The sequence below is a fragment of the Actinomycetospora sp. NBC_00405 genome, assembly GCF_036044095.1.
GTDB classification, from domain to species: domain Bacteria; phylum Actinomycetota; class Actinomycetes; order Mycobacteriales; family Pseudonocardiaceae; genus Actinomycetospora; species Actinomycetospora callitridis.
This window is the reverse complement of record NZ_CP107938.1, coordinates 1,498,645-1,524,570: the sequence shown is the minus strand read 5'-3', so window position 1 is coordinate 1,524,570 and position 25,926 is coordinate 1,498,645. Positions and strand designations below refer to the sequence as shown.

Genomic DNA, 25,926 nt, shown 5'->3' with positions numbered 1-25,926 from the left:
CCTCCTAGGGTGCGAGCGGCTCGAGCGCAGTCTCCCGCGCCAGCAGGGCGGCGGCCGTCGTGAGCACCGACAGCACCGCGAGGAACGCCACGACCAGCCAGAACGAGCCCGTCGCGCCGACGAGTGCGGCGGCCACGAGCGGCGCGAACCCGCCCGCGACGACGGATCCGATGCCGTAGCCGAGCGAGGCGCCGCTGTAGCGCAGGCGCGTCGAGAACAGCTCGGCGAACCACGCCGCCTGCGGCCCGTACATCGCGTCGTGGGTGACGTTGATGCCGAGCACCATCGCCAGGACGATCAACGTCGTCGAGCCCGTGCCGACCGCGAGGAAGAACAGGGTCAACGTGATCGTGCCGCCGACCGAGCCGACGAGGTAGGGCGTCCGCCGGCCGATCCGGTCGGACAGGACCGCCCACAGCGGCGTCGTCGCGAGCCCCAGCGCCGAGGTGATGACCACCGCGAGCAGGCCCGCGCTGCTGGCCTTGCCCAGCTCCCCGGCGATGTAGGTCAGGCCGTAGGTCGTGAGCAGGACGAACAGGGCGATCTGCGAGAGCCGCAGCCCGGTGGTGAGGACGACGTCGCGCGGCGCGGCGCGCAGCACCTCGACGACCGGGAGGCGGGCGACGTCGCCGCGCTCGCGCAGGGCCCGGAACTCGGGGGCGTCCTGGATGCGCAGCCGGATGAACAGCCCGACGCCGACGAGCACGATGCTCGCGACGAAGGGCAGACGCCACGCCCAGGCCAGGAACGCCTCGTCGCCGGCGATCACACGGACTCCGAACAGCGAGCCGGTGGCGAGCAGCATCCCGGCCGGCGACCCGAGCTGGGTGAAGCTGCCGAAGAACCCGCGGCGCCGCTGCGGGGCGTGCTCGACGGCGAGGATCGCCGCGCCCGCCCACTCGCCGCCGACGGCGAGGCCCTGGACGATCCGCAGGACCACCAGCAGCGCCGGCGCCCAGACGCCGATCGTGGCGTAGGTGGGCAGCAGCCCGATCGCCGTGGTGGCGACGCCCATCGTCACCAGCGCCGCGATGAGCACGGCCTTGCGTCCGAGCCGGTCGCCGAGGTGACCCGAGATCACCGCGCCGATCGGGCGGGCGCCGAAGCCCGCCGCGTAGGTCGCGAACGCCGCCAGCGTGCCGGCCGTCGGGCTGATCGACGGGAAGAACAGCTGGTTGAACACCAGGGCCGTGGCCGTGGCGTAGAGGTAGAAGTCGTACCACTCGATCGTGGTGCCGATGGCGCTCGCGAGGGCGACGCGGCGCGGGGTGTGGGCCGACTCGGTCGGCAGTGGGCTGGCGGTCGTGGACACACGGGCTCCCGGGACGGGGGAGGGACGGGGAGGCGTCGTGAGCCCGGCGCCGGGCTCGTGTGTCAGCGACAGCCGGAGCTGACGACGCGCATGAGGTCGACGTGGAGTCGCCACGTCAGCACCCTGCGCTCACCCATGGCGGGGGATGTTCGCGACCCCAGACCCGGCGAGTCAACCGCCGGGGAGCAGCGTCACGTCTCCGCCGGGGTCGCGGCCCCGGCGAGCGCGGGTCGTCCCGTCGCCGCTCCGCGAGGGCCTGACAGGATCACCTTGCCGGCCGCGGTGACCGGGAGGGCGGTGATCGCGCCGAGCAGCCCGCCCGCGAACGCGCCGACGAGGACCGCGAGCAGGCCGGTGACGCACGATCATGGTGGGACGCCGGTGGGTGGTCCTCACCGCAGCGCGTGACCCGGGGTCAGGTCGTCCGCGGGGCGTCGATGAGGCCGATCTGGCGGGCGCGGGCCACGGCCTCGCGACGGCTCCCGACGCCGAGCTTGTGGTAGATCGCGCGCTGATGGGTCTTGATCGTGTTCAGGGAGACGGCGAGGTCCTGGGCGATCTCGACCGACGAGCGCTGGCTCGGGAGGAAGGCGAGCACCGCGCGTTCGCGGTCGGTGAGGGGGTCCCGGACCGCCTCGAGATCATCCGGACGGTGGGCGAGCACGTCGTCGACCAGGGGATCCAGGGCGCCGAACGCCCCCTGGTGGGCCGCGAGGTGGGCTCGCAGGGGTTCGGCGAGCGCTCGGAGCGGGCGCAGGAGGTCGAACCGGGCGGCGAGGCGCAACGCGCGGCGCAGCTGCTCGTGGACGTGGGCGTGCTCCTCGAGCGTCGCGGCGATCTCGGCGTCGACCAGGAGCGGCTCGACGATGCCGAGCGAGGTCAGGAGACGGAGCCGCCGGGCGAACACCGGGGCGAGGAGCCTGCGCGCGCCGGGGTCGCGCGCGGTCACCCACAGCAGCCGCGCGTGGAGCAGCGCCGCCTCGGCGGACCCCACCAGTCGGGGGGCGACGGCCCGCGTGACCTCACCGGCCTCCCGGGCCCGGCCGAGGCCGAGGGCCGCGTGCTGCTCGAGGACGGCCGCGAGAGCGACCTGCGGGATGGGCAGGGCGAGGTCGACGGCCGCCATCCGTGCGTGGCGCATGCCCTGCCAGCCGGCGAGCGGCAGGCCGGTGTCGTGGTCGGCGGCGGCGCGCAGCGTCCCGAGCGCCGACGCCACGTCGGGGTGCGCGCGGTCGCGGGCGTCCTCGGCGGCGTGGAGGTGCGTGAGCGCGGCCTCGGGGCGGCCACCCAGGATCTCGTCCGTGGCCATCAGCACCCGGGCCCGCAGGTGGCCGGGGCTCAGGCTCCAGCCGTGGCTCGTCGCGCGGACGATCGCGGCCCGGGCGTGGGCGCGGGACCCCGACCGGTCGCCGCCCAGGGACCGAGCCAGGCCCAGGGTGCTCTGGGCCTGCACCGCGAGGTACGGCCAGTCGTGCCGCTCGGCCAGGGCCAGCGCCTCGGTGGCGTCGCGGCGCGCCTGGTCCGGCTCGCCGTCCACCAGCCCGCTGGCGCGCGCCATCAGCGCCAGGGCCCGCAGCGGGGCGCCTTCCACGACCTCCGGCCGGATCGCCCGGGCGGCGGCCCCCACGTCGTCCGGGCGTCCCCGCGCGAGGGAGGCCCGGATGGTCACGGCCCGGCGGAGGACGGCGACGTCGTCGCACTCGTCGCCGGGGGCCCCGGCCGCGGCTGCGGCGACGAGCTCGTCGGCCCGGCCGAGGTCGCCGTTCTCGAGGGCCGCGAGGCCGAGCAGGAGACCGACCCGGGGATCGGCGGCGGCCCCGATCAGCTGCTCGGACCGCGCCAGGGCGGTGAACTCCCCGCGTCCGAGGAGCTCGACGGCGCGGGTCCGGACCAGGAGCTCGGTGGCCTCGACGTCGCCCGCGAGGCCCGCGCACCGGAGGGCCTCGACGTGGTCGCCGCGGGCGTCGTGCCACTCGGCGGCCCGCCGGTAGAGGCCGCGGAGGTGCTCCGGCTGACCGCGCCGCAGCCGGGCGAGCGTGTGGGACCGCAGCAGCTCGTGCACGCGGTAGTACTCGCGACGCCGGTCGGTGGCGGTCACCATGGCGGTGCTCGTCGCGAGCCCGTCGAGGACGTCGCCGGCGTCGTCGTGGCCGGTGAGGGCGACGGCGAGGTCGAGGTGCATCGGCGAGGTCACCGTCGCGGCGGCGAGGACCGCGTGCTCCCGCTCCCCGAGGTGGGCCAGGACCTCGCCGACGAGGTAGTCGGCCACGGACCGGTCGTCGCCGGCGAACTCGCGGACGAAGGCGGCCGGGTCGTCGCGGCGGTGCAGGGACAGGCTGGCGAGACGCAGGGCAGCGACCCAGCCCTCGGTGCGGGCGACGAGCGTCGCGGTCTGGTCGTCGTCGAGATCGAGCCCCTCACGACGGAACAGCTCCGCCGCCTGCGGCTCGGTGAACGCGAGCTGATCGGCGCGCACCTCCCCGAACCGGTCGTCGAGCCGCAGCCGGTCGATCCCCACGGGCGGGTCGTACCGGCTGCACAGCACGATCGTGAGCATCGGGAGGGGATGGCGCAGGAGCTCCTGCAGGCCGGTCAGGGCGCCGTGGTCGGCGATCGTCTGGAGGTCGTCGAGGACCAGCCGGACCCGGACGGTCATGGCCTCGAGCGCCTCGAGGATGGCGGAGACGGTCTCGACGCGCGCGGAGTCGTCGCTCCACGAGGGCGCGACCCGGTGCAGCGGGCTGTCCTCGGCCACGGCCGGGCAGACCGTCAGGGCGGCGAGCACGGAGGTCCACCACCGGCGCTCGTCGCGGTCGCCTGCGTCGAGCCCCACCCACGCCGCGGCGACGTCCGGGTCGGCCCGGACCCAGTCGGTGACCGCGGCCGTCTTGCCGTACCCGGCCGGCGCGCTGACGAGCACGACGCGACCGCGCTCGCGGGGAACGCTCTGGGCCTCCAGGGCCGCCCGCACGGACGGACGTTCCACGAAGCCGGGCGGCCGGAGCGGCACGGTGATCTTCGCTCGGCGCATGCCACCCCCCGCGACCGGTCTGGTTCAGTCGTCAGGCCTGTTCTAGCGCGCCGGAGGGTCGCGTGGATCCCCAGCCTGCCGACTGATCAGGTCGGATTTCGCGGGTTGCCACGTGTGTCGCACCCGGTTCTCCCGGCTTGGTGACGCCCGAACAGGTGGTCGATCGTCCGTCTGCGAGCCCGTCCGTGACTCATGTAAAGCGCTCCGGGCGTTGATCAGCTCGGGCTTGCAGGGTTGCATGCGCATCCCGGCTGGTCCGGTGGGTGGCGATGAGGTGCCTCTGAGGGCGGGCGATCTGAGGGTCGTTCGGGCCTTGTTCGGCTGATTGCCACCGCTGGCCTGGCCACGGTGTCCCGGATGAGGGAAGTAGGCCGATGCCGGTCGAGGTCGGGCCTGGTTGCAGCACATGAGTGGGAGCCGTCGTCAGGACGCGCACGCCGCCTTTGGGGACCGTGGCCGAGCAGACACGCCGCCCGATCCGGGCCTGGTCGGAGCTGATGTCAGCGACGACGAAGGAGTGGGGCAGCGTGGGTCGACGGCTGGTCGGGATCGATCTGGGGATCGCGAGCGCGCACACGGTGCGGGTGCTCGACGGCGAGGGTCAGCAGGTGTGTCGGCGTCGTTGTGCGCCGACGGTCGAGGAATTCGCTCGGGTCGAGTCCGCGGCGCTGGCCGGGGCCGAGGCGGGAACGCGGTTGGAGGTGGTGATCGAGCCGACCGGACCGGCGTGGTTACCGGTGGCGGTGTTCTTCACCGGCCGCGGCCACACCGTCTACCGAGTCTCGAGCGCCAAGGCCGCGGACCTGCGGCGGTTCCTGTCCCGGCACGCCAAGAGCAACGGCATCGATGCCGACACCCTGGCCCGGCTGCCGCTGGTCGCCTTACAGGGGCTGGCGCCGGTGGAGTTGCCCGGGGTCGAGGCCGCAGCGCTGGACCGGCGGGTGCGGGCCACAGATCGGTTGACCCGGGCCGCCACCGAGCACAAGGTGCGGATCAAGGACCTGGCCCGCCAGCTGATGCCGGCCACTGCGCTGACCGGCGATCTCGGCGTCGCCGATCTGGCCGTGCTCGAGCGCTTCGCCGACCCCCGCGTGTTGCTGCGGGCCGGGCCGGCCCGGCTCACCGCCGTGATCGTGAAGGCCTCGCACGGCCATCAGGGCGCCGAGCGGGCTGCGGCCTGGCGGGCGGCGGCGACCGAGGCGGTCGAGCTCTACCGGGCCTACCCGGCCATGCCGTTCACCGATCTGGCCGCCGAGGTCGCCAGCGAGGTGCGACTGCTACGCGCGACCCAGGCCGAGCTCGCCGGTCACGCCCAGGCGCGCGAGGAGGCCTATCGGTGGGCCGATCCCGGCCAGCTGGCCCGCAGCCTGCCCGGCCTGGCCGCCGTCGGTGGCCCGGCCCTGGCCGCGATCATGGGACGGGCCGATCGCTTCCCGTCGGCCCGTCACTTCAAGTCCTTCACCGGGCTCGCCCCGCGGGCCTCGGAGACCGGCGAGACCGACCGCAAGGGCCAGCCCATGAGCAAGGCCGGCCCGGCGCTGCTGCGCACCACCCTGGTCCGCGCCGCCGACCACGCCCGCAAGCAGGACCCCCAGCTGGCAAGGATCTACTACACCCAGGTCGTCGAGCGCGGCGCCGAACACACCAAAGCGCTCTGTGTGGTCGCCGCTGCCCTGGCCGAACGGGCTTGGACGGTCATGCGCCGCCGGATGCCCTACGTCGTCTGCGACACCGACGGCACCCCGGTGAACCCCGAGCGGGCCAAGACCATCATCGCCGAGCGGTGGACCGTCTCCACCGAGGTCCGCGCCCGCCGCCGCAGCCGCAAGCACCAGCCCCCCAAGACGAAGGCGGGGAAGGCCCCTCAGCAAGTCCTCGCAGGACATGAACGGTCAAACGCACGCGGCGTCGACAAACGAGGCGACCTTCCCCACCACGGATCCTCACGCCGGCCCACCACCACGCGCAAGGCTCCTTGACACCCCGATCCCCGATAGGGAATCAGCCGACGAGGGCCGAGATGCCGTCCCCGAGGAGCTTCAGCCCGATGACCACCAGCAGCACGCACATGATCGCGGTGTTGTGGGCGGCCATCCAGCCGCGCAGGCGTTCCAGGATCCGCTGCGACCGTGCGCCGAGGCCGAGGTAGATCGCGAGCGGGACGCCCGGCCCGAGGGTGCCGAGGAGCACGAACAGCCCGAGGGCGACCGCCTGCCCGCCCGTGGAGACGCCGGTCTGGGCGATGGCCGCCGCGGCACCCACCGTGATGAGCAGGTTCTTCGGGTTCGCCGCGGAGAGCGCGAGGCCCAGGCCCGCCGACTTCAGGGGGCTGAAGCGGTCGATGCTCGCCATCCAGCCGGGGAGCGCCGCGGTTCCGCCGCGGGGGCGGCGGCGCCACTGCAGCCCCGCGAGCACGATCAGCGCCACCCCGAGCAGGAGGCTCACGACGCCGACCCAGGTGGCCGGCGCGCTCCCGTCGCTCCCGTCGGTACCTCCGGAGACGAGCAGGACGATCGTGCCGACCACGGAGAGGCCGACCAGCCAGCCGAGCAGGAACGACGGTCCGTTCACCCCGCCGCGCGGGGTCGCCAGCATGAGCACGACCGCGATGATCGGGATCGGGCTCAGGGCCACCCCGAGGGCGAGCGGGAGGACGGCGCCGATCGCGCTACCCATGGTCGGTTCCCTTCTCGAGGATCCCGACGCGACGGCGCGATCGGCGAGGTCGAGGCACGTCAGAGCGTCGGGTGCCGACGATGGTGGCGCCTCACCCCCCGCGGGTGACCTCGCGCTGCGCGGCCGGGCCGGTCGAGGTCGGCGGCGTCCCTCCGCCCGCCGCGTCGCGACGTCGCGGCACCGCCCCGTCGTCCCGGCTCATCCCCGTCGGAGGAGGCGCACCCGCACACGCCACCGCCATCGTCTCCCTCGATGGCAGCGAGCCCAGGGAGGCCGGACATGTCGAGCGGCCGCTACGAGTTCCGCGTCCAGGGTCGGCTCTCCGACGACGTCGCGGGCGAGTTCGACGAGCTCGAGGTGGCCGAGGCGGTACCCGAGACCGTCATGCACGGCGAGGTCGTGGACGAGGCCCACCTCCACGGCATCCTCGCCCGCTTCCAGTCGCTCGGGCTGCGCGTGGTCTCGATGCGCGAGGTCCCCCGCTGACGTCGCCGGAGCCCGCTCCGCCCGGCCGTCCCACCCGACCCTCCGCGCCCGGGCCTACGCTCGCGGCGTGAAAGCCCTGCTCCTGGAGAACATCCACCCTGTGGCCGCGGATGCGTTCCGTGCCCAGGGTGTCGACGTCGACGCGCGTTCGGGCGCGATGAGCGGGCCCGAGCTGGCCGATGCCCTGTCCGGGGTGTCGGTGCTGGGGATCCGGTCGAACACCACGATCACCCCTGACGTGCTCGAGGCCGGCAAGGACCTGCTGGCTGTGGGATGTTTCTGCATCGGCACCAACCAGGTCGACCTGGGTACGGCGGCCGAGCGGGGGGTGGCGGTGTTCAACGCCCCGTTCTCCAACACCCGCAGCGTGGTCGAGCTGGTCCTCGGGGAGATCATCGCGCTGGTCCGGCGGCTGCCGGAGAAGAACGCGCGGATGCACGAGGGTGTGTGGGACAAGTCGGCGCGCGGCAGCCACGAGTTCCGCGGCCGGACCCTGGGGATCGTGGGGTACGGCAACATCGGCACCCAGCTGTCGAACATCGCCGAGGCGGTGGGGCTGCGGGTGATTTTCTTCGACACCGCCGACCGGCTCGCGCACGGCAATGCCCGCAAGGTCGAGTCGCTGGAGGCGTTGCTGGCCGAGGCCGACATCGTGAGCCTGCACGTCGACGGGCGCCCGGGGAACGCGGGTCTGTTCGGCGCGGAGCAGTTCGCGTTGATGAAGCCGCGGTCGATCTTCATCAACGCCTCGCGCGGCATGGTGATCGACGACGAGTCGTTGCGGGAGAACCTGCTCTCGGGTCACATCGCCGGGGCGGCGATCGACGTGTTCCCCATCGAGCCCAAGGCCCAGGGCGACGTCTTCGAGTCGCCGTTGCGCGGACTCGACAACGTGATCCTGACCCCGCACGTGGGCGGGTCCACCCAGGAGGCGCAGGAGGAGATCGGCGGCTTCGTCTCCACCAAGCTCCTGCAGTTCACCGGCACCGGCGTCACCGCCCTCTCGGTGAACCTCCCCGAGGTGGCGCTGCCGGCGGCGCCGACGGCGTCGCGCATGGGCTACCTGCACACCAACACGCCGGGCGTGCTGGCCGGGATCAACCAGGTCCTGCTCGACAGCGGGGTGAACGTGGTCAGCCAGGCGCTCTCGACCCGCGGCGAGCGCGGCTACGTGCTCACCGACACCGACAGCCCCGTCCCCGAGGACACGCTCGCCGAGCTGCGCCGCTCCCCGCACACGGTGTGGCTGCGCACCTGGACGTCCTGACGCCCTGACCTCGGTGCCGCCCGACCCGCGAACCGGCGCCGTCTGAGCGACCATGCCTCGTATGAGTGACGGGGGAGAGACGGCCGTCTCGGCGGATGAGGACACCAAGCTCGCACGCACCGTCGGCACGGTGCTGCTCTTCTTCTTCATCGTCGGGGACACGCTGGGCGCGGGCATCTACACGCTCGTCGGGACGATGGCCGAGGACGTCGGCGGCGTGCTGTGGCTGCCGCTGGTGATCGCCCTGGTCGTGGCGCTCCTGACGGCCGGGACCTACGCCGAGATGATCAGCAAGTACCCGCACGCCGGGGGCGCCGCGCGGTACGCGGAGCGGGCGTACAAGACGCCCTTCCTCACCTTCCTCGTCGGCTTCTTCATGCTCTCCTCCGGCATCGTCACCGCGGCCCTGCTGGCGAACGCGTTCTCCGGCGACTACCTCGCGGCGTTGGTCGACCTGCCGGTCGTCCCGGTGACGGTCGTGTTCCTGCTGCTCCTGACCGCCATCAACCTCCGCGGCGTCCGGGAGTCCCTGGCCGCCAACGCGGTCGCGACGATCATCGAGACCAGCGGGCTCGTGCTGGTGATCGTCGTGGCGGCCATCGTGTTCGGCAGCGGCGGCGGCGACCCGTCGCGCGTCCTCACCCCCTCGCCGGACCAGCCGCTGCTCGTCGGCGGGTTCGCCGCCTCGGTGGTCGCGTTCTTCTCCTTCCTCGGCTTCGAGGCGGCGGCGAACATGGCCGAGGAGGTCAAGCGACCGGGCCGGGCCTACCCCCGCGCACTGTTCGGGGCGGTCGCGACGGCCGGCCTCGTCTACCTCCTGATCGCGCTCGGGGCCGCGATCGTGGTGGAACCGAACGTCCTGGCGACGTCCACCGGCCCGCTGCTCGAGGTGATCACCGCGTCCGGGCTGCCGATCCCCGGGTGGCTGTTCTCGCTGGTCGCGCTGGTCGCCATCGCCAACGGCGCGCTGCTGTTCATGGTCATGGCCAGCCGCGCGACCTACGGGCTCGCCGAGGCCGGCCTGCTGCCGTCGGTGTTCGGCCACGTCGCCTCGACCCGGCGCACGCCCTGGGTGGCCATCGTCGTCGTCGGCGCGGCCACGATCGGCATGAGCTTCGTCGGCACCATCAGCACGCTGGCCGACACCACCGTGCTGCTCCTGCTGTTCGTGTTCATCTCGACGAACGTCTCGTGCCTCGTGCTCAAGCGCGACGAGGTGGCGCACGAGCACTTCCGGGTGCCCTCCGTCGTCCCGGTCCTCGCGATCATCGCGAGCATCGTGCTCCTCACCCAGCAGTCGCTCGAGATCTGGCTGCTCGGCGGCGCCTTCGTCGTGGTGGGCACGGTGCTGTTCCTGCTCGCCCTCGTCGGCAGGCGCCGTGTGGAGCAGGGACCCCAGGAGACGACGCCGGCGTCCTGACGCCAGCGCGCTCCCTGCACGTACGTCGGCGTCCTCGTGGCGAGGTCGTCGGGCTCCACCCACCGGGCCGGAGTGGGACCGGGCCGGGTCAGCTCCGGGTGCCGACGGCGGTCATCAGCAGGGTCGCGAGGTCGGGGTGCACGGCGAGCACCTGGCCCGGCACCACGTCGAGCTCGTGGAACGCGCCGCTGCGCCGGTGGACGGCGTAGACCGCGCTGCTGCCCTGGGCGAGGACGAGGTGCTCCTCGAGCTCGCCGCCCTTGGACCGACGAGCTCGGCGACGCCCGCGCGTCAGACCGCGTAGCGCTCGGCCATCGCGGCGGCGCGGTGGTGCAGCGCGGCCCGCAACGACGGCGGGGTCACGGCCTCGGCGTCGGCACCGAGCTGCCACAGGGCCCATTCGGCGTGGCGGGCGTCCTGGAACGTCACCTCCAGGCACCGCCGGCCGTCGGGGTCGGCTCCCTCCGCGCGGACGGCGAGCGCGGTGCCCAGCAGCTCCTCCCGCCGGGCGGGGTCCAGCCGGACCTGCACGACGAGGTGCTCGCTGCCGGCCAGGAACTGCGCGCACCGCTCCCGCCAGAACCGGTCCAGGTCGACCTCCTGCGGGCGCTGCGCCGGCTCGGGGAGCTCCCGGGCGGCGAGGATCCGCGACAGCCGGTAGGTCCGGTCCGCGCCGGACCTCGTGGCCAGCAGGTAGCCCTTGTCCCGCACGGTGACGAGGCCGATCGGGTCCACCGTGCGCCAGCGCGGCGCCTCGTCCGGGGCCGCGTAGTGCAGGCGCAGGCGGCGTCCGGCGACCACCGCGCGCCGGACCTCGCCCATCGTCGTGCCCGGCACCTCGTCGGCGACCAGGCGGCGTGAGAGCAGGTCGGTCTCCGGGTCGACGAGGATGCGCCGGGCCGCGTCACCGGCGGTGTCCCGGTGCCCGTCGGGCATCCCGTCGACCACCTTGCGCATCGCTGACGCGAGCGCAGGCCCGAGGCCCACCATCTGCTCACCGCGCCCCGACCCCGCCGTCAGCAGGGCCAGGGCCTCGTCGTGGTGCAGCCCGGTGAGCTCGGTGCGGTAGCCGGGCAGCAGTGCGAAGCCGCCGTGGCGGCCGCGCTCGGCGTAGACCGGCACACCGGCGGCGGAGAGCGCCTCGATGTCGCGCAGCACCGTGCGGGTGGAGACGTCCAGCTCGCGGGCCAGCGTCTCGGCCGTCGACCGACCGCGCCTGCGCAGCAGCAGCACCAGGGAGATCAACCGGTCGGCGCGCACACCGAGACCGTAGGCGAAATCACGACACGAGGTGTCGTACTTCGTCGCGAAGGTGCTCGCACGGCGTCCGAGGGGACGCGACGAACGGGATCGGAGCTGGTGGAGCGATGGAGCGGACGGCGGTGAACCCGGTGACGTGGTCGCTGGCGATGGGGTTCAACCAGGGTGAGCTGGTCGCCGGGCACACCCGGACCCTGTACTGCTCGGGGCAGACGGCGATGAGCAGCGAGGGCGAGCCCCGGCACGACGGCGACCTCGCGGCGCAGCTGGCCCTGAGCCTGGACAACCTGGAGGCCGTGCTCGGCGAGGCCGGCATGTCGGCGGCGGATCTCGTCCGGCTCACCGTCTACACCACCGACGTCGACCTGCTCCTCCAGCACTACGGCGTACTCGCGTCGCGGCTGGGCGCCGCCGGGGCGGCGCCGACCACCACGATGCTCGGCGTGACGCGGCTGGCGATCCCCGGCCAGATGGTCGAGCTCGAGGGGACCGCCGTCGCATGAGGTGACGATCGGGGGTGCGACGGGTGCGATCGGTGCGGCGATGGTGGGTACGCCGTCACCCGTGCCGCGGCGCGACGACGTGCCGCACGACCCCCAGGAGGACCGCATGACCGCCCCCGACGACATCGCCGACCCCGTCGACGACGACCCATACGCCTCGGCCACCGCGGTGGCCGTGTCCGCGAGCAGCATCCCGGGCGAGTTCCTCGTGCCCGACCTCGTCGAGACCTTCACCACCGATCACCCCGAGGTGGTGGTCGACACCGTGGTGACGGACTCGGCGGGGGTGTTCGCGGCGCTGCGCGACGGCAGCGCGGAGGTGGGGTTCGCGGGCGCCGAGCCCGACGGCGACGACCTGGACGCCGAGGTCGTCGCCGCCGACGAGATCGTGCTCGCGGTGCCGCGTGGGCACGCGCTGGACACCTCGGCGCCGATCAGCGTGGCGCAGCTCGCCGCGACGCCGCTGGTCGAGCGCGAGGAGGGCTCCGGCACGCGCCGCTCGTTCACCGACGCTCTCGCCGCACGGGGCACGCCGCTGATCTCCGATCAGGAGTGGGTCATCCGGGACACGAACGAGGGCGTGATCGAGGCCGTGGCCGCCGGTGAGGGCGTCGGCGTCGTCAGCTCGTGGGCGCTGGAGCGTCACGCCCGCAGCGACGTCCGCACCGCGCGGATCGAGGGCGACCCGATCGAACGCTGCCTCTACCTCGTGCTCCGGCGCGACGACACCCTCGGCCCGGCGGCGACGACGTTCGTCGCCCACACCCGCGAGCAGGCCCAGGTCTGACGGTCAGGCCACGCCCTGGTCACCGCCGGCGGACACGAGGACCGGGGGGCTCCCCGGGTCGTCGCCCGCGGGCTCGTCGAGGGCGTGCCGGTCGAGCGCCCGCTTGAGCTCGCCGAGCTGGGCGGCGGCCCGGCGACGGCGTTCCTCGAGGGCGCCTACCGCCGCGGTGGCGGCGTCGACCCGGGTGGCCGCCTCCTGCTCGGCCGCACGGGCGCGCTCCTCCGCCCGACGGCGCCGGTCCTCGGCGTCGGCCAGGGCCGCGGCCGCCTCCGCCCGACGCGCGGTCAGGGCGGTCTCGACGTCCTCCTCGATGCGGTGCCGGCGGGTCTGCGCGTCCTCGTCCCGTCGCCGGCGGTCGGTCGCCGCCTCGTCCTCCAGCCGCGTGACCTCGACGCGGGTCCGCTCCACCAGCTCTCGCTGCTCCGCGACGAGCTCCTCGTGCTGGCGCTCGGCGTCGTCGCGGGCGCGTTCGGCGTCACGGCGCAGGGCCCGGGCCTGCTTCTCGGCCTCGGCGACGATCAACGCGGCCTGCTCGGTGGCGTGGGTCAGGCGGGCGCGGCTCCGGCCGTCGGCGTCGGCGACGATGCGGTCGGCGCGCGCGAGGGCCTCCGCCTCGGTCGCCCGGGCGCGCTCGCGGATCCGCTCGGCGACCGCCCCGGCGTCGGCGGCCGCCTGCTCGCGGACCTCGTCCGCCTCCTCCTGCGCGAGCCGCAGCAGGTGCTGCAGCCGGGTGGACGCCCCGTCGAGGGAGAGGGGCCGGGACACCATCCGGTCGATGTCGGTCCGGGCCTCGCGGAGCTCCGCGCGCGCCTGCTCCTCGGCGCGCACCATCGCATCGCGGTCGGCGGTCATCACCCGCAGGTCGGCCTGGGCGCGGTCGAGGGCCGCCTCCACCTGGTCGCGGTCGTAGCCCCGGCGCACCACGTCGAAGCCGACGCCCCACCACGGGATCCGCCGGTCCTTCGCCGGGGCTCCCGTCCCCGCGGCTGCCCCGTTCCCGGCCGCGCCCTCGTCACCCATCGCGTCCTCCCTGTTCGCCCCCAGCACGGATGTGTGTCGAGCCTCGTCCGGGGGCCGGAGGCGGGGTAGGGCCGATGGGCGCAAACACCGGTCACGGTCGGGGAACGAGGCCGGTCAGAGCTGCGGTGTGACGGTCATCTGGTCCTCCCGGTGGCGTGCACCGGTCCAGGAGAGGCCGTGCCGCCACGGCACACTCGAGGCGCTGTGAGCGGCACCATGAGCCGGGCCGCGAGGTCAGGCGGTGGTCCGACGCTCGCTGTCCAGGTCGGCCATCGCGAACGCCGGGTACCGCTCGCCGGCGACGGCGCCGCGCGGGATCAGCGCGGCCAGCTCCGTCGCCTCCTCGGCGGACAGGGTGACGGGCTCGAGCATCGTCGCCACCTGCGCGACCCGCCGTGCGCCGACCACCGGCACGATGTCGTCGCCGCGGGCGGCCACCCACGCCAGGGCCAGCTGCGCGACCGTGGCGCCGCGGCGCTCGGCCGTCTCCGTCAACCTGGCCACCAGGGCCTCGTTGTGCTGGCGGTTGCCGTCGGCGAAGCGGGGCGTGATGCGACGGCCGCCCTCGAGCGACCCGCTGCCGCCGATGAGGCCGCGCGAGAGGACCCCGTACGCGGTGATCCCCACGCCGAGCTCGCGGCAGGTCGGCAGGATCTCGTCCTCGAGGTCGCGCTGGAGCAGGGAGTACTCGATCTGCAGGTCGCTGATCGGGGTCACCGCCGCGGCCCGCCGGATCGTCGCCGCCCCGACCTCGGAGAGCCCGACGTGGCGCACCCAGCCCTGCTCGACGAGCTCGGCGATCGCACCGACGGTGTCCTCGATGGGCACGGCCGGGTCGAGACGGGCGGGCCGGTAGACGTCGACGTGGTCGACGCCGAGGCGCTGCAGCGAGTAGGTGAGGAAGTTCCGCAGCGCCGCGGGGTGGGCGTCGACGCCCTGCAGCGTGCCGTCGGGGCCGCGCCGGGCGCCGAACTTCACCGAGAGCACGACGTCGTCGCGGTCACGGCCCCGCAGCGCCCGCCCGATCAGCGCCTCGTTGTGGCCGCTGCCGTAGAAGTCGCCGGTGTCGATCAGGGTGCCGCCGGCGTCGAGGTACGCGTGCACGACGCGGAGGCCCTCGTCGTCGTCGACGGCGCCGTACGCGCCGGAGAGGCCCATGGCGCCGAGGCCGGGCGAGGTGACCTGCGGGCCGGTGCGGCCGAGGCGGCGCCGTGCGGGGGAGTGCTCGGGGGAGGTCGTCATGGCTCCACCGTGCGTCGCCGGAGCGCGGACGGGCAGGGTCGACCCATCCAGGGAGCGGTCGACCCTGGCTGGGCACGCCCCGGGCGTCGATGCTGGGGGACGTGATCGACCGCGCCGGGCTCGCCGACTTCCTGCGTCGGCGCCGCGAGCTCCTCCGCCCGGCCGACGTGGGGCTGCCGCCGGGAGCGCGGCGCCGCACGCCGGGGCTGCGCCGGGAGGAGGTCGCGGCGATCGCCGGGGTGTCGGCGGACTACTACACGCGCCTCGAGCAGGCCCGCGGGCCGCACCCGTCCGCGTCGGTCGTGGCGGCGGTGGCCCGGGCGCTGCGCTGCGAGGTCGACGAGCGCGACCACCTGTTCCACCTCGCGGGCCACACCCCGCCCCCGCGCCGCGCCGGCCGGCACGTCCCCCCGGGCCTGATGCGCCTCGTCGACCACCTCATCGAGGTGCCCGTGCTGGTGCTCAGCGACCTCACCGAGGTCCTCTGGCAGAACCGGCTCGCCGACGCCCTGACGGGCCCGCTCGCGCCGGAGCCGGGGCGCGCCAACAACGGGGCCTGGCGCTGGTTCACCGATCCGTCGTTGCGCGCGATGTGCCCGCCCGAGGACCGGGCGGGCCTGTCGGCGTCGCACGTGCGCGACCTGCGGGCGGTGTGGTCGCGACGGGGCGGGGACGCGGACGTGACCTCGCTGGTGACCGACCTCCGCGCGGCGAGCGCGGAGTTCGCGACGCTGTGGGAGCGCCACGAGGTCGCCGAGCGTCGCGCCGACCGCAAGCGGTTCCACCACCCCGAGGTCGGCCTCGTCGCGGTGACCTGCGAGGTCCTGCTCACCCCGGAGTCCGACCTTGCGCTGCTCGTGCTCTTCCCCACCGAGGGCACCGACGCGCGGGAGAAGTTCGACCTGCTGCGTGTCATCGGCACCCAGGAGCTGCACCCGACCCGGTCGTGATCCCGGCGACACACCCGGCTGAACACCCGGATGACGTCGGTGCGCCTCGACGCTCCGGAGCCGTCGCTGTGGTCCCATCCGCGGCACGGGCTGCCTCAGCGCGTGACGAATCGACTACTGCGGGCACCGGTGCCCGCGTGAGGAGCAACCGCTCGTGATCATCCTCGGTGTCATCCTGATCATCCTGGGCTACGTGCTCAGCATCCCGATCCTCTACACGATCGGCATCATCCTGGCCGTCGTCGGCCTGATCCTCACGATCCTGGGTGCGGTGGGACGCGGGGTCGGGGGCCGCAAGACGTACTTCTGACCCCGGTCCGCCCGCCGGGCGCCGACGGCCTGTCGGCGCCCGGCGGCGGGCCGGCTCGGGGTCCGTCAGCGCGGCGCGACCGTGCGCGCTCCGCGCTGGGCGGCGGCGGTGCCGCGGGACGCGCCGCGGCCCACGAGGGACAGGCCGCCCGCGGCCACCACGCCGATCACGCGGCCGGCGATGCGCACCGGGTTGAGCGCCTTCGCGAGCTCGTCGAGCGGCGCGGCGGCCGACTCCGTGACGGCGTGGATCTGCTTGCCGATGCGGTCGGCCGCCGTCTCGGCCTGCTCGTCGACGCCCGCACCGATGGTGGCGGCGCGGTCGGCGCCCGACACGAGCTGGTCACCGGCCTCGCGGGCGGTGGCGCCCACGCGGGCGGCGGCGCGGCGGCCCGCGGCGCGGGTCTCACCGGCGACCTCACGACCGGTGCGGTCGACCTGATCGGTGATCTGCGCGCCGGCGGTCTCCGCGATGGTCGCGGCGTCGTCGGCGGCGGCCTCGAGGCTCTTCTCGCCGCGGCTGACGGCGTCGACCTGCTCGCCGATCCCGGAGGCGGCGGCGTCGGCGGTGGCGCCGGCGTGCTCGGCCCCGGTGCGGGTGTGGCCGGCCACCTTCTTCGCGGTCACCGACGCGTCGTCGGCGACGTCCTCGGCGGTGTCGGAGACCTCGGCGGCGGCGGTCGAGGCGGTCGTGCGCGCGCCTTCGCCCGCCGCGCTCGCGGCGAGGGCGGCCGCGGTGCGGGCCGTGTCCTGGGCGTCCGACGCGACGGTGCGGGACTCCCGGACCTTGCCGTCGGTGCCGTGCACGACGACCTCGCCGCCGCCGTCGTTGGCGACGATCTCGACGGCCCGCTTCACGGCCTCGGCCTGGGTCGGGGTCTTGGCGCTCGGACGCTGGGCGTCGGGCCTCTCGACGGCCCAGCCGTCGTCGGTGGGCTTGACGTGACGATCGGACACGGGCGGGCTCCTCAAGAAGGGGGTACGACAGGGGACTGCCCGCAGGACGAACGGGCAGGCCCCTTCGTCACCGGATCACCTGGTGACCCTGGACTCACCGTACGTCCGCGTCGGGCCGGGCGCCGCCGTTGTCGCGACCGTTCTGTGGTCGCGTCCCGGTCGATCGATGGTGAGATGGCGACCGTCCCCCGCCCCGCACGGACCGCCCCGGGAGGCGCGCGTGGAATCCGCGATCGACACCCACCTGCAGTGCCCGCGCACGTTCTCGCGCCGGGCGGGGGAGGACTACCGGCCGCCGTTCCCGGTGTGGGTCGCGCGCGGCGCCGAGGACCTCACGCAGGTGGTGATGGGCTACTTCGGCGTGCAGTTCCGCGGCGAGGAGCACCGGGCCGAGGCGCTCGCGGCCCTGCGCCACATCGTCGACGGGTTCGGGTGCGACGACGGCCCGGGCGCCTGGGACACGACCCACCACGAGGACGCGGCGGGCTACGACAACCTCGTCGCGGTCGGCTACTGGCGCGACCCCGACACCTACGGGCGCTGGCTCGCGCGGCCCGAGGTCGCCGGGTGGTGGGACTCGGACGACCGGCTCACCGCGAACGTCGGGTTCTTCCGCGAGATCGCCTCCCCGCGGGTCGACCAGTTCGAGACGCTCTACCCGTTCACCGACCGCCTCCCCGGCGTCGGCGGGGTGATGGACGGCGTCAGCGACGAGGTCGAGGAGCACGCCTACTGGGGCTCGATGCGCGACCGCATCCCGCTCTCCCAGACCGACCGGATGCGCCCGGCGGGGGAGCTGTCGGCGGAGGGCGACCCGGCGCGCGGCGGCCGTGTGATCGTCCGGGGCCACGACAACGTGGCCCTGATCCGCTCCGGCCAGGAGTGGCCGGACGCGGAGCCCGACGAGCGCGAGCTGTACCTGACCGAGATCGAGCCGGCGCTGCGGGCGGCCATGGACTTCCTGCGCGACCGCGGGCACCGCCTCGGCTGCTACAGCAACCGCTACGTCCGGTCCGTCGACCTCGACGGCGTGCCGATCGACAAGACCTACGCCATCTCCCACTGGCGCTCGCTCGACCGTCTCGAGCAGTGGGCCGAGACCCACCCCAGCCACCTGCGGGTCTTCGTCGCGTTCGTCAGCACGGCGAAACGGCTCCCGACCCTGCGGCTCTACCACGAGGTCTCGGTGTTCGACGCCGGCGAGCAGTACTACGAGTACGTCAACTGCCACCCCGCCACCGGCCTGCTGCGCGACGCCGTGCCGGCTCCCGCCTGACCGAGGTCGCCGTCACGGATTGGACGAACCGGTGAGTGCGCACCCTTCGGTGACCCCCACCTGAGGAGTGCGATGTCCAGCCTGACCCGCCCGCTCGTCGTCGGCGTGACCGGGATCGCCGGTCACGCGCTGGCCGAGCAACTCGGTCCCCAGGAGAGCCACACGCTCGGTCTGGCGCGCCGGGGCACGTCCCCGGTGGACGGCGTCGAGCCGCTGCACGCCGACCTCACCGACCCGGAGGCGCTGCGGACGACGCTGCAGGGGACGAAGCCCACCTCGGTCTTCCTCACCGCCTGGGCGCGGCAGGAGACCGAGGACGAGAACATCCGCGTCAACGGCGCCATGGTCCGCGACGTCCTGGACGCCGCCTGCGCCGACGGCACCGTCGAGCACGTCGCGCTCGTGACCGGGATGAAGCACTACCTCGGCCCGTTCGAGGCCTACGGGCAGGTCGACCTCCCGGAGACGCCGTTCACCGAGGACACCCCGCGGCGGGACGCGCCCAACTTCTACTACGCCCAGGAGGACGAGCTCATCGCCGCCGCCGGGCGGCACGGGTTCGGCTGGAGCGTGCACCGCGCCCACACCATGATCGGCTACGCGGTGGGCAACGCGATGAACATCGCCTCCACCCTCGCGGCCTACGCGGCGCTCTGCCGCGAGACCGGCCGCCCCTTCCGCTTCCCGGGCTCCGCCCAGCAGTGGCACGGGCTCACCGACATGACCGACGCCGGCCAGCTCGCCGACCAGATGACGTGGGCGGCCACGACGCCCGGCGCGCGGGACGAGCCCTTCAACACCGTCAACGGCGACGTCTTCCGCTGGCGCTGGATGTGGCCCCGGCTCGCCGAGCTCCTGGACGTCACCCCGGAGGGCTTCGACGGGGAGGTCGTCCCGCTCGAGCAGCAGACGGAGGGCATGGCGCCGGTGTGGGAGCGGATCGCCGAGCGCGAGGGCCTGCGTGAGTCGCAGCTCGACCGCGTCGCGTCCTTCTGGCACACCGACGGCGACCTGGGTCGCGATGTCGAGTGCGTCACCGACATGACCAAGTCGCGTCTCGCGGGCTTCACCGGCTACGTGCGCACCCTCGACGCGTTCGCCCGCGTCTTCGACCGTCTCCGCGACGAGCGGGTCGTCCCGGCCTGAGCGCGATCACCGTCGCCGGTAGGCGTCCCGGAAGGCCGGCACGGCGTCCGCCCCGCTCACCGCGTCGGGGCTGATCACCTCCTCGACCGGACGGCCGCGCAGCACCTGCTTGACCGGACGTTCGAGCTTCTTGCCGGTCAGGGTCCGCGGCACGGCCGGGACGGCGGCGATCAGGTCCGGGACGTGGCGCGGGGACAGGTGGCGGCGCAGCCCGCTCGCGATCCGGGCGCGCAGGTCGTCGTCCAGCTCGGCACCGGGCACGAGGGCGACGAACAGCAGCAGCTCGCCCGAACCGCCCTCGTCGTCCTCGAGGTGCACGACCAGGGAGTCGGCGACCTCCGCCATGTCCTCGACGACGTCGTAGAACTCGGCGGTGCCCAGCCGCACGCCGCCACGGTTCAGCGTCGCGTCCGACCGGCCGGTGATCACGCAGCTGCCGCGGTCGGTGAACCGCACCCAGTCCCCGTGGCGCCAGACGCCCGGGTAGGTGTCGAAGTAGGCCTCGCGGTAGCGCTCGCCGACCGGGTCGTTCCAGAACCCGACCGGCATCGACGGCATCGGCGCCCTCACCACGAGCTCGCCCAGCTGCCCGACCACCGGGTGGCCGTCCTCGTCGAACGCGGCGACGTCGTGGCCGATCCCCGGGCCGGACATCTCCCCGCGGTAGACGGGTTGCCAGGTCCCGCCGCCGACGAAGCCGCTGCACACGTCGGTGCCCCCGCTGAAGGGGTTGAGGATGAGGTCGGGCCCGAGGTGCTCGTAGACCCAGTCGAACGCCTCCGGCGGCAGCGGCGCCCCCGTGGTCCCCAGCTGGCGGAGCTCCGGCCACCGCGGCGGGACGACGCCCTCCTTGCGGCAGGCCGTGAGGTACCCGGGGCTGGCGCCGAGCAGCGCGACGCCCGTCTCCGCCGCGAGCCGCCACTGCGCCTCGAGGTCCGGCCACAGCGGGTTGCCGTCGAGCAGCACGACGGCGCCGCGGTGCAGCAGCACCGAGATGGTGATGTTCCACATCGCCCAGGCGGTGGTGGTGAACCACAGCGTCCGGTCGCCGGGGCGGATGTCGAAGTGCAGGCCGAACAGCCGCAGGTGCTCGAGCAGGATGCCGCCGTGGCCGTGGACGATCGCCTTCGGCAGCCCGGTGGTGCCCGAGGAGAACAGCACGTAGAGCGGGTGGTCGAACGGGACCTCGTCGAAGGACGGCTCCCCGGGCTCGGCGAGCAGCTCGTCCCAGGCCATCGCGTCGGGCACGGGGTGCGGCCCGTAGTCCAGGCCGACGACGTGCCGGACGCTCGGCAGCCCCTCGCGGATCGTGGCCAGCTCGTCGCGCTGGTCGATCTCCTTGCTCCCGTACCGGTACGACGCGACGGCGAGCAGCACCGTCGGCTCGAGCTGGCCGAGCCGGTCGACGACGCTGCGGGCACCGAACTCCGGCGCGCACGCCGCCCAGACGGCCCCGAGGCTCGCCGCCGCCAGGAACGCCACGATCGTCTCCGGGACGTGCGGCAGGTACCCGACGACCCGGTCGCCCCGCCCCACCCCGAGGCGCTGCAGGCCGGCGCGGGCGCGTCCCACCTGCTCGCGCAGCTCGCCGAACGTGAGCTCCCGCGGCCCGCGCGTCTGGGAGCGGGCGATGATCGCGGTGCGGTCGGTGTCGGCCTCGGTGCCCATCATGTGGGCGGCGTAGTTGACGCGGGTTCCCGGGAACCATTGCGCGCCGGGCACCGACGACGAGCCGAGCACCCGCTCGTAGCTCCCCGGAACCCCGTAGTGGTCCCAGATCGACGCCCAGAACGCCTCGGGCTCGGCCACCGACCAGCGCCAGAGGTCCCGGTGGTCGTCGAACTCCAGGCCGCGCGTCGACGACAGGTGCTCGAGGTAGGCCCCGAGCCCGGTCCCGTCCACCGGGCCCGCCGGTCGCATCAGCGTCGGTTCCCCGGGAGCGCTCATGCTCGGAGATGGTGCCGTGGTGGGTGCGTCACCGCGAGGGTCGCGCGCGGTCCCGGAGCTGGGTCGCGATCGACCAGCGATCGATCAGCGAGGTCACCGCGGCGATGCGGCCCTCGTCGAACCGGTAGAAGACGTGCTCCGCGAAGGCGACCTGCCCGCCGTCCGGCGTGAACCCGAGGAACTCCTCGCGGGGCGTGCACCGGAAGACGAGGCGGCACGCCACCCGGTCTCCGGAGACGACCACGAGGTGCGGGTCGAACACGAGGTCGGGCACGGCGGCGATGTCGGCGGCGATCATGTCGCGGTAGCCGCCCCCGGTGATCTCCTCGTCGTTGTAGGTCAGGCGCTCCTGGACGAAGTGCACGAGGTCGTCGAGGCGCCGTTCGTTGAGGACGGCCAGGTAGGCGTGGTAGCGGGCCTCGAGGTCGTCGGTCATCGTGTCGGCTCCATCGCTTCCGCGAGCAGGGGACGGTAGCGATCACTGGCGAGGCGCGCGGTGTCGAGGTCCGCGCGCGTGAACCAGGCGATGCGGTCGTGCTCCTCGGGGGCGCTGTTGGCTGGCACCCCGACCCATGCGCGCACGGTGAACAGCGTCAGCTCGACGAGCGGGTCGCCGGTGCTCACGGGGACCCCCGTCGCGTCCAGGAGCCGGACGCCGAGCTCCTCGCGGCACTCGCGGTCCACGGCCGCCCGGGCCGTCTCGTCCGGGTTGACGTGCCCTCCGGGCAGGTCCCACACGTCGGGGTACCACCGCCGGTCCGGCCGGCGGTGGCACAGCAGGACGCCGCGGTGGTCCACGAGCGCCGCGGCGACGACGACGTGTCGCTCGCCCTCGGGCATCATCGCGGATCCGCGGACCGGGCCACCCTCAGGGCCCAGGCCACGAACGCCGTGTTGCTGATCAGTCGCAGCGTCACTCCGGTGGGGCGTTCGATCCAGCGCCCGCGATCCGGCCGGGTCCGCAGCGCCGCGTCGACGTGGGTGACGAGGAAGACCGCGATGAGGCCGGCGGCACCCTGTGCGCCCCGCCGCCGGGTCGCGGGGTGGAGCAGGGCCGCGCTGACGGCCAGCTCGGCGGCACCCGAGACGGCCACGGCGGGCCGCGCCCACGCGGCCATCCACGGGGGGACGACGGGTTGGAGGACGGTCGGCACCGCGAAGTGGGCCACGCCGGCCGCCGCGAAGATCGCCGCCAGGACGTCGGTGTCACGGGGTCGCCGGTCGCGCGTCATGACCGCGCCCTCTCGGCCACCGCGGGAGCCGGGGACCGGTCGTCCGGCTCCCGCAGCCACCACACGCTGATCGCCAGGATCCACACGACGAACAGGCCGAGCGGTGCGGCGATCCCGCCGAGGATCCCGTTGCCCGAGTTCCACGGGCCCGTGAGCGTGCCGACGCCGCCGACCGCGCCGACGTTGGCGACCACCCCGACGACCGCGATCCACCCCGACCACCGGGGCAGGACGTCGGAGGCGAACGCCACGACGGCGACGGCCAGGAAGAACGCGACCCCGGCGAACGCGGCCGGTGCAGCGAGCACGAACCCGCCGACGTGCAGGGCGTAGGCGCTCGCCGGATCGACACCCGCCACCAGGCCGGCGGCCAGGACCAGGCCGATCGCCACGTTCAGCGCCGTCGTGAACATCCACGCCGCGCCGACCGCCGTCCAGGACCACGCGCGGACGCGGACGTCGGCGCCGAGCCGTTCCGCGAGCGCGCCCAGGAAGACGAGCAGGAAGAGGTAGCCCACGCTCACCGAGAGCGCCACGACCTGCATCGTGGCCAGGTCGGTGGACCAGTAGCCGACCACCGTGCCCGCGGACCGGAGGTCGGGGAACCTCGGGACCGCCACCGCCATCGGGGCCCAGCACAGGCACAGCAGGACGCCCGCCCACGGTCCCCAGCGCACCCGTCCCGTCATCGCCCGCTCCCCTCCGCGAGGAACCGGGCGAGCCGCTCGGGATCGGCGTGCAGCATCGTCGATCGCACGACCACCCCGTCGCGGACGTCGTAGATCCCGACCTCGTCCTCGTCGAGCCGCCGCCCCCGTGCCTGGTCGACGGCGTGGTGCCGGAACACCGCAACGACCCGCCCGTCGTCGGTCTCCCCGAAGCTCGCCCCGAGCGGCTCCCGCCGACCTCGGTAGGGACCCCACGCCCGGACGAACGCCTCGGCGTGGTCGCGCGCCCCGCGCCGGCCGCGGTACACCCCTCCGTACGGCAGCGACGGCGCCTCGCGGATCTCGATCCCGTCGCCGTAGCAGTCGAGCAGCGCCGGCAGGTCCCCGGCCTCCACGGCCGCGAAGAGCCGGCGCACCACGTCCGGTCGCTCCGACATCGGGGACCCCCCTCGTGTCCGACCGAGTTAGTAGACCATATCGTCTAATTGATCGGCACCCCGTGCGGCCGAGGTCGTCACGCGGGCTGCAGAGCCGCCCGCACCGCGCGCCCGAGCGGCTCCCGGAGATCCGGGGGCGGCGGCCGCCGGACGAGGAGATGGCGGCGGATCGCTCCCAGGGGGAGGTCGACGACGGCGAGGACCGTCTGCTCGACCGCGGCGCGGGTCGCCCGGCCGTGGAGGCGGGTCGCGAGGTCCTCCAGCCCGCGCTCGAGCGGGGAGTTCACCGTCGCGAGCTGCCGGGAGAGCTCCTCGTCGCGCAGGTGCCGCCCGACGTCCTGCTGGCGGAGGAGGATCAGCAGGGCCGCGTCGTCGGGCTCCTCGCGGGCGAAGTCGTAGAGGCTCAGGGCGGCCGCGACGCCGACCGTGACCGCGTCCTCGCCCTCCAGCGAGGCGAGGAACCGGGCCTGCGACGCCCGGACCGCCCGCAGCCACATCGTGGCCAGCAGGTCGTCCACCGTCCCGAAGCGGTGGTAGATCGAGCCCTTCGGCGCCCCGCTCGCCACGACGATGCGGTCGACCGTCGCGGCACGCAGGCCCTCGCCGAGCACCAGCTCCCGGGCGGCGTCCAGGATGCCGCCCACCGGATGACGTTCCGCGCGGCCCACCCGGCGCAGTGAACCAGAGTCAGTACAGGAGCTTGCGGTAGTTCTCCGGCGCGTAGCGGTTCTCGAGGTCCTCGAGCGAGGAGTCGGGGCTGGTCCGGTGCGCGATCTCGGCGACGCTCGGGAGGTCGACGGCCGGCCACGCGTCCGGGTCCCAGAGGTGGGAGCGCATGAGGGCCTTGGGGCAGTGGAAGAAGACCTCGTCGACGGTGACCTCGGTGAGGATGCGCGGACGGTGCCCGCGGATCTCGAACGCCGCCGCCTCGTCGGGGTCCAGCAGGAGCCGCGCCCGTCCGTTCACCCGCAGGGTGTCCCCGCGTCGCGGGACGAGGAACAGCAGCGCCACCTGGGGGTCGTCGAGGAGGTTGATCATCCCGTCGACCCGGCGGTTGCCCGGACGGTCGGGGAGCAGCACGGTCCGGTCGTCGGCCACGAGCACCGCACCCGCCGGGTCGCCCTTGGGGGAGACGTCCATCGAGCCGTCCGCCCCCGTGGTGGCCAGGAAGTGCAGGGTCGAGCAGGCGATGAAGGCGCGGTCGACGTCGTCCAACGTCGCGCGGACCTTGGTGCGGGCGCGGGCGATGGGCTCGCCGACGACCGCCCGCAACTGCTCGAGACTGGTGATCTGCGTACCGCCGCGCGTCCCCGACCCCGTCATCCTCCCGACGGTAGTGACCCGTCCCCGCGATCCGCGAGCACGACCGGTGCCCCCTGCGCCGGGGTGAAGAGCTGCCGCCGGACGGCCTCGCGCACGTCGGAGCGCGTGCGGGCCCCGTGGTCGGCGGCGATGAGCCGGTCGGCGATCGCCACCGAGAAGGCGATCAGGCAGCGGGCCTCGAGGTCCTCGTCGTCGGCGCAGACCGGCCCCAGCAGCGTGCGCAGGTAGGCGATCCGGACGTTGTCGACGCGTCGCAGGCGCTCGGCGACCGCGGCGTCCCGGCGGGCCCAGTCCCGCACCGCGAGGTCGATCGGCCGCAGCTCGGCGCTGAAGGTGAGCTCGGCGGCCCGCCGCGCCCGGCCCATGGCGTCGCCACCCTCGCGCTCGACCTTCTCGATGACGCGCTCGGTGCTCCGGGACTCCCAGGTGTCGAGCACCTCGTCCAGCAGGGCGCGCCGGTCGCCGAAGTAGCCGTAGAAGCCGCCCTTGCTGACGCCCAGCGCCCGCGCCAGCGACTCGATCTGGACCGCGTCCGGGCCGCCCGCGGCCAGCGCCTGCAGCCCCTCGTCGATCCACCGGTGCCGGGCCGTGCGGGCCACCGCCATGGACCGCCCTCTCTGTCGGACAACTTCTATACGGCACCGTACACATGCTGGTAGCGTCCCGAGCCCGGTATA

General features: G+C 74.2%; 27 protein-coding genes. 11 read left to right on the top strand and 16 right to left on the bottom strand.

What is annotated here, in order from left to right; genetic code table 11:
* Window positions 1-4: 4 nt before the first annotated feature.
* Together OG774_RS07505 and OG774_RS07500 are read right to left on the bottom strand one after the other, a co-directional pair.
* Complete coding sequence (locus OG774_RS07505) at window positions 5-1,312, bottom strand: MFS transporter (protein WP_328308152.1); 1,308 nt, start codon at window positions 1,310-1,312, stop codon at window positions 5-7.
* A gap of 415 nt (window positions 1,313-1,727) precedes the next feature.
* Window positions 1,728-4,343 (bottom strand): LuxR C-terminal-related transcriptional regulator, encoded by a 2,616-nt coding sequence (locus OG774_RS07500; RefSeq protein ID WP_328308150.1) that lies wholly within the window; start codon window positions 4,341-4,343, stop codon window positions 1,728-1,730.
* 452 nt (window positions 4,344-4,795) lie between these two features.
* Here OG774_RS07500 and OG774_RS07495 point away from each other — a divergent pair, with 452 nt between their 5' ends.
* Window positions 4,796-6,322: a transposase gene (locus OG774_RS07495; RefSeq protein ID WP_328303196.1), complete on the top strand. Its 1,527-nt coding sequence runs from the start codon at window positions 4,796-4,798 to the stop codon at window positions 6,320-6,322.
* A 22-nt stretch (window positions 6,323-6,344) separates the two neighbouring features.
* Here OG774_RS07495 and OG774_RS07490 read toward each other — a convergent pair whose 3' ends face one another.
* Window positions 6,345-7,019 (bottom strand): GAP family protein, encoded by a 675-nt coding sequence (locus tag OG774_RS07490; RefSeq protein WP_328308148.1) that lies wholly within the window; start codon window positions 7,017-7,019, stop codon window positions 6,345-6,347.
* A gap of 279 nt (window positions 7,020-7,298) precedes the next feature.
* On the opposite strand from OG774_RS07490, the gene OG774_RS07485 reads away from it, so the two are divergent.
* From OG774_RS07485 to OG774_RS07470, 4 genes are all read left to right on the top strand, one after another.
* Window positions 7,299-7,505 carry a hypothetical protein gene (locus OG774_RS07485; RefSeq protein ID WP_328308146.1) on the top strand — a complete coding sequence of 69 codons (207 nt, stop codon included), beginning with the start codon at window positions 7,299-7,301 and terminating at the stop codon, window positions 7,503-7,505.
* Between the two features lie 67 nt (window positions 7,506-7,572).
* Window positions 7,573-8,772 (top strand): phosphoglycerate dehydrogenase, encoded by a 1,200-nt coding sequence (serA, locus tag OG774_RS07480; RefSeq protein WP_328308144.1) that lies wholly within the window; start codon window positions 7,573-7,575, stop codon window positions 8,770-8,772.
* Window positions 8,773-8,833: 61 nt separating this feature from the next.
* Entirely contained in the window at window positions 8,834-10,192 is a 1,359-nt protein-coding gene (locus tag OG774_RS07475) for an APC family permease (RefSeq protein WP_328308142.1), read from the top strand.
* Window positions 10,193-10,328: 136 nt separating this feature from the next.
* Entirely contained in the window at window positions 10,329-10,496 is a 168-nt protein-coding gene (locus OG774_RS07470) for a hypothetical protein (protein WP_328308140.1), read from the top strand.
* Here OG774_RS07470 and OG774_RS07465 read toward each other — a convergent pair.
* Window positions 10,484-11,452: a helix-turn-helix transcriptional regulator gene (locus OG774_RS07465; RefSeq protein WP_328308138.1), complete on the bottom strand. Its 969-nt coding sequence runs from the start codon at window positions 11,450-11,452 to the stop codon at window positions 10,484-10,486. The genes OG774_RS07470 and OG774_RS07465 overlap by 13 nt on opposite strands.
* Window positions 11,453-11,559: 107 nt before the next feature.
* On the opposite strand from OG774_RS07465, the gene OG774_RS07460 reads away from it, so the two are divergent.
* Window positions 11,560-11,955: a RidA family protein gene (locus tag OG774_RS07460; RefSeq protein ID WP_328308135.1), complete on the top strand. Its 396-nt coding sequence runs from the start codon at window positions 11,560-11,562 to the stop codon at window positions 11,953-11,955.
* Between the two features lie 106 nt (window positions 11,956-12,061).
* The gene (locus tag OG774_RS07455; protein ID WP_328308133.1) at window positions 12,062-12,742 is read left to right on the top strand and encodes a LysR substrate-binding domain-containing protein; all 681 of its coding nucleotides are present in this window, start codon (window positions 12,062-12,064) and stop codon (window positions 12,740-12,742) included.
* A 3-nt stretch (window positions 12,743-12,745) separates the two neighbouring features.
* On the opposite strand, the gene OG774_RS07450 is transcribed toward OG774_RS07455, so the two are convergent.
* The gene (locus tag OG774_RS07450) at window positions 12,746-13,762 is read right to left on the bottom strand and encodes a DivIVA domain-containing protein (protein WP_328308131.1); all 1,017 of its coding nucleotides are present in this window, start codon (window positions 13,760-13,762) and stop codon (window positions 12,746-12,748) included.
* A gap of 234 nt (window positions 13,763-13,996) precedes the next feature.
* A complete protein-coding gene (locus OG774_RS07445; RefSeq protein ID WP_442873956.1) occupies window positions 13,997-15,004 on the bottom strand; it encodes an aldo/keto reductase in 1,008 nt (335 codons plus the stop codon).
* Window positions 15,005-15,108: 104 nt separating this feature from the next.
* Between OG774_RS07445 and OG774_RS07440 the strand changes: the two genes are divergently transcribed.
* Entirely contained in the window at window positions 15,109-15,954 is an 846-nt protein-coding gene (locus OG774_RS07440) for a helix-turn-helix transcriptional regulator (RefSeq protein ID WP_328310842.1), read from the top strand.
* A 154-nt stretch (window positions 15,955-16,108) separates the two neighbouring features.
* On the top strand, window positions 16,109-16,264 hold the full coding sequence (locus OG774_RS07435) for a DUF6131 family protein (RefSeq protein ID WP_274187030.1): 156 nt from the start codon (window positions 16,109-16,111) through the stop codon (window positions 16,262-16,264).
* 65 nt (window positions 16,265-16,329) lie between these two features.
* Here OG774_RS07435 and OG774_RS07430 read toward each other — a convergent pair whose 3' ends face one another.
* A complete protein-coding gene (locus tag OG774_RS07430) occupies window positions 16,330-17,220 on the bottom strand; it encodes a DUF2188 domain-containing protein (RefSeq protein WP_328308126.1) in 891 nt (296 codons plus the stop codon).
* A gap of 220 nt (window positions 17,221-17,440) precedes the next feature.
* Between OG774_RS07430 and oxdA the strand changes: the two genes are divergently transcribed.
* Both oxdA and OG774_RS07420 read left to right on the top strand, forming a co-directional pair.
* Window positions 17,441-18,496, top strand: coding sequence for an aliphatic aldoxime dehydratase (gene oxdA / locus OG774_RS07425; RefSeq protein ID WP_328308124.1), 1,056 nt, complete (start codon window positions 17,441-17,443; stop codon window positions 18,494-18,496).
* A gap of 72 nt (window positions 18,497-18,568) precedes the next feature.
* Window positions 18,569-19,642 (top strand): SDR family oxidoreductase, encoded by a 1,074-nt coding sequence (locus tag OG774_RS07420; RefSeq protein WP_328308122.1) that lies wholly within the window; start codon window positions 18,569-18,571, stop codon window positions 19,640-19,642.
* A gap of 6 nt (window positions 19,643-19,648) precedes the next feature.
* On the opposite strand, the gene OG774_RS07415 is transcribed toward OG774_RS07420, so the two are convergent.
* From OG774_RS07415 to OG774_RS07375, 9 genes are all read right to left on the bottom strand, one after another.
* The gene (locus tag OG774_RS07415) at window positions 19,649-21,589 is read right to left on the bottom strand and encodes an acetoacetate--CoA ligase (RefSeq protein WP_328308121.1); all 1,941 of its coding nucleotides are present in this window, start codon (window positions 21,587-21,589) and stop codon (window positions 19,649-19,651) included.
* Window positions 21,590-21,617: 28 nt separating this feature from the next.
* Entirely contained in the window at window positions 21,618-22,025 is a 408-nt protein-coding gene (locus OG774_RS07410; protein ID WP_328308119.1) for an ester cyclase, read from the bottom strand.
* A complete protein-coding gene (locus tag OG774_RS07405; protein ID WP_328308117.1) occupies window positions 22,022-22,432 on the bottom strand; it encodes an NUDIX domain-containing protein in 411 nt (136 codons plus the stop codon). The genes OG774_RS07410 and OG774_RS07405 overlap by 4 nt, the downstream gene beginning before the upstream one ends.
* Window positions 22,429-22,821, bottom strand: coding sequence for a hypothetical protein (locus tag OG774_RS07400; RefSeq protein ID WP_328308116.1), 393 nt, complete (start codon window positions 22,819-22,821; stop codon window positions 22,429-22,431). The genes OG774_RS07405 and OG774_RS07400 overlap by 4 nt, the downstream gene beginning before the upstream one ends.
* On the bottom strand, window positions 22,818-23,510 hold the full coding sequence (locus OG774_RS07395; RefSeq protein WP_328308115.1) for a hypothetical protein: 693 nt from the start codon (window positions 23,508-23,510) through the stop codon (window positions 22,818-22,820). Before OG774_RS07395 ends, OG774_RS07400 begins: the two co-directional genes overlap by 4 nt.
* Window positions 23,507-23,926: a nuclear transport factor 2 family protein gene (locus tag OG774_RS07390; RefSeq protein ID WP_328308113.1), complete on the bottom strand. Its 420-nt coding sequence runs from the start codon at window positions 23,924-23,926 to the stop codon at window positions 23,507-23,509. The genes OG774_RS07395 and OG774_RS07390 overlap by 4 nt, the downstream gene beginning before the upstream one ends.
* Window positions 23,927-24,003: 77 nt before the next feature.
* Window positions 24,004-24,570: a TetR/AcrR family transcriptional regulator gene (locus tag OG774_RS07385; RefSeq protein ID WP_328308112.1), complete on the bottom strand. Its 567-nt coding sequence runs from the start codon at window positions 24,568-24,570 to the stop codon at window positions 24,004-24,006.
* A gap of 43 nt (window positions 24,571-24,613) precedes the next feature.
* Window positions 24,614-25,249, bottom strand: a complete 636-nt coding sequence (locus OG774_RS07380; protein WP_328308111.1) for an MSMEG_1061 family FMN-dependent PPOX-type flavoprotein — start codon at window positions 25,247-25,249, stop codon at window positions 24,614-24,616.
* Window positions 25,246-25,854 (bottom strand): TetR/AcrR family transcriptional regulator, encoded by a 609-nt coding sequence (locus OG774_RS07375; RefSeq protein ID WP_328308110.1) that lies wholly within the window; start codon window positions 25,852-25,854, stop codon window positions 25,246-25,248. Before OG774_RS07375 ends, OG774_RS07380 begins: the two co-directional genes overlap by 4 nt.
* Window positions 25,855-25,926 lie beyond the last annotated feature (72 nt).

Coding starts and splice junctions, on each gene's coding strand:
- OG774_RS07485 (WP_328308146.1), top strand. CDS start 7,299: ATGTCGAGCGGCCGCTACGAGTTCCGCGTCCAGGGTCGGCTCTCCGAC.
- OG774_RS07490 (WP_328308148.1), bottom strand. CDS start 7,019: ATGGGTAGCGCGATCGGCGCCGTCCTCCCGCTCGCCCTCGGGGTGGCC.
- OG774_RS07380 (WP_328308111.1), bottom strand. CDS start 25,249: ATGACGGGGTCGGGGACGCGCGGCGGTACGCAGATCACCAGTCTCGAG.
- OG774_RS07395 (WP_328308115.1), bottom strand. CDS start 23,510: ATGACGGGACGGGTGCGCTGGGGACCGTGGGCGGGCGTCCTGCTGTGC.
- OG774_RS07405 (WP_328308117.1), bottom strand. CDS start 22,432: ATGATGCCCGAGGGCGAGCGACACGTCGTCGTCGCCGCGGCGCTCGTG.
- OG774_RS07475 (WP_328308142.1), top strand. CDS start 8,834: ATGAGTGACGGGGGAGAGACGGCCGTCTCGGCGGATGAGGACACCAAG.
- OG774_RS07390 (WP_328308113.1), bottom strand. CDS start 23,926: ATGTCGGAGCGACCGGACGTGGTGCGCCGGCTCTTCGCGGCCGTGGAG.
- OG774_RS07400 (WP_328308116.1), bottom strand. CDS start 22,821: ATGACGCGCGACCGGCGACCCCGTGACACCGACGTCCTGGCGGCGATC.
- OG774_RS07420 (WP_328308122.1), top strand. CDS start 18,569: ATGTCCAGCCTGACCCGCCCGCTCGTCGTCGGCGTGACCGGGATCGCC.
- OG774_RS07460 (WP_328308135.1), top strand. CDS start 11,560: ATGGAGCGGACGGCGGTGAACCCGGTGACGTGGTCGCTGGCGATGGGG.
- OG774_RS07500 (WP_328308150.1), bottom strand. CDS start 4,343: ATGCGCCGAGCGAAGATCACCGTGCCGCTCCGGCCGCCCGGCTTCGTG.
- OG774_RS07415 (WP_328308121.1), bottom strand. CDS start 21,589: ATGAGCGCTCCCGGGGAACCGACGCTGATGCGACCGGCGGGCCCGGTG.
- OG774_RS07455 (WP_328308133.1), top strand. CDS start 12,062: ATGACCGCCCCCGACGACATCGCCGACCCCGTCGACGACGACCCATAC.
- OG774_RS07375 (WP_328308110.1), bottom strand. CDS start 25,854: ATGGCGGTGGCCCGCACGGCCCGGCACCGGTGGATCGACGAGGGGCTG.
- OG774_RS07410 (WP_328308119.1), bottom strand. CDS start 22,025: ATGACCGACGACCTCGAGGCCCGCTACCACGCCTACCTGGCCGTCCTC.
- OG774_RS07450 (WP_328308131.1), bottom strand. CDS start 13,762: ATGGGTGACGAGGGCGCGGCCGGGAACGGGGCAGCCGCGGGGACGGGA.
- OG774_RS07445 (WP_442873956.1), bottom strand. CDS start 15,004: ATGACGACCTCCCCCGAGCACTCCCCCGCACGGCGCCGCCTCGGCCGC.